The sequence below is a fragment of the Pseudomonas sp. MWU16-30323 genome (assembly GCF_020515595.1).
GTDB classification, from domain to species: Bacteria; Pseudomonadota; Gammaproteobacteria; order Pseudomonadales; family Pseudomonadaceae; genus Aquipseudomonas; species Aquipseudomonas yamanorum.
Map to the genome: position 1 here is coordinate 1 of NZ_JAIWYM010000071.1, position 1,623 is coordinate 1,623.

Below are 1,623 nucleotides of genomic sequence, written 5' to 3' on the forward strand. Positions count from 1 at the left end.
CGGCGTTTTTCAAGGTAGTTGTCGCGTCCACCGTGGTGCTACGCGACCTTGATGCTCACTGTCAGCTCCCTTTCGGGGTTCAGATATACCGTTCCGACTGGTTTCCAGTTGCGTGTCTCACCTGACCAACGTTCCGGTCTTCTTTCTCTAGCCTGCCCATAGATTGCGTCGCGCCGGGCCAGGATTTCCTGATCTTTTCCCTCGTGACGTTGAGCCGGTGTCACAAAACGGATTCGGCTATGACGATGCTCGGTGTTGTACCAGGTCATAAAATCCCTCACCCAAACACGCGCATCATCCAGGCTGTTAAAACCACCTAGCGGCCACTGCGGGCAATATTTCAGTGTCCTGAACAGTGATTCCGAGTACGGGTTGTCGTTGCTGACCCGCGGTCGACCACGCGATGGCGTGATGCCCAGATCGTACATCTTGGTCAGCAGGGTCACCGACTTCATCGGCGCGCCGTTGTCGGAGTGCAGCACCAGCGGCTGGCGCCAGCACTTTTCCTGGGTCACGCTTCGTTGCAGTAATACCGCTGCTTTTTCACCACTTTCTACGTCGTAAACTTCCCAGCCCACCGCCTTTCGGCTGTAGATATCCTCGATCAGATAAAGGTAGTAAAACTTCCCGCGAACGGGTGACGGCAAGTACGTGATGTCCCACGACCATACCTGATTAGCAGAAGTCGCTGCATAAGTGGTGGGTGCCTGATGACGATGGGGCCGCTTGGCACGCGAACGATGCTGCTGCTGGCCAGCGGCATGCAACACACGATAAAACGTCGCTTCTGAGGCCACATAACGCCCCTCGTCTGCCAGTTGCGGCACGATCTGACTCGGTGGCAGGTGCGCGTATACCTTGCTGTTGCACAGCGCCACGATGGCCTGGCGCTCGAACTCACTGAGCGCGTTGCTGGGCGCAGGTCTTACCGTTGTGGTACGCCCATCTGCCAGCATTTCTTCAGGCAAACTCCAGCGTTGCAGCGTTCGTAGCGAAATGCCGACCTCCAGACAAGCAGGCGCCCTGCGGGCGCCCGCCGCGATGGCTTCATTGAGCCAACCGACGAGTAAATACCGTTCTGGCAACAAGGTCAGCTGCCCTCGTCGTCGCTCCCCCAGTAGGCATTGAGCTTTTTTCGCAACACCAGTAACGCCGCCGTCTCCGCCAATGCCGCATCCTTGCGCCGCAGTTCGCGTTCAAGCTCGCGGATACGGTTTTTATCGTTCTTCGACTGGCCGGTGTTTACATTTTTAACCTTTGTTTGCTGGGTGCTACTGGCGATAAATGCATTGCGCCAATCAGTGATTTGCTCAGGAAAAATCCCTTTGCGCCGGCAGTACTCACCCAGTTCCAGCTCTGACAAAGCTGCTGTTTCTATGATGACCGCCATTTTGGATTCGGCTGACCAATTCTCAACAGGTTGTTTGGCGTCGGACAATTGCGTTCCTCTGGCAGCGGCTTGTTTGCGCCAATAATGGAGAGACATATCACTGCAACCCTCACGGCGAGCAACCTCCGCCGCCGAGAGGTTCAGGGGCGGAAGCATCATTTTTAGCAGCGCAGCTTTGCGTTCTTCTGAGTAGAAAGGCATGACCATACTCTTGCCGCCCCCGGAATGTTTTT

The 1,623-nt window shown here is 55.9% G+C and carries 1 protein-coding gene; it reads right to left on the reverse strand.

Annotated features, from left to right (window positions below; translation table 11 throughout):
• Positions 1 to 38 precede the first annotated feature (38 nt).
• Positions 39 to 1,591, reverse strand: a protein-coding gene (locus LIY45_RS30435) for an IS3 family transposase (protein WP_226478695.1) whose coding sequence is annotated in 2 segments (ribosomal slippage) — positions 39 to 1,129 and positions 1,129 to 1,591 — 1,554 coding nt in all. Because the reading frame shifts where the segments join, the coding sequence is not laid out codon by codon here.
• Positions 1,592 to 1,623 lie beyond the last annotated feature (32 nt).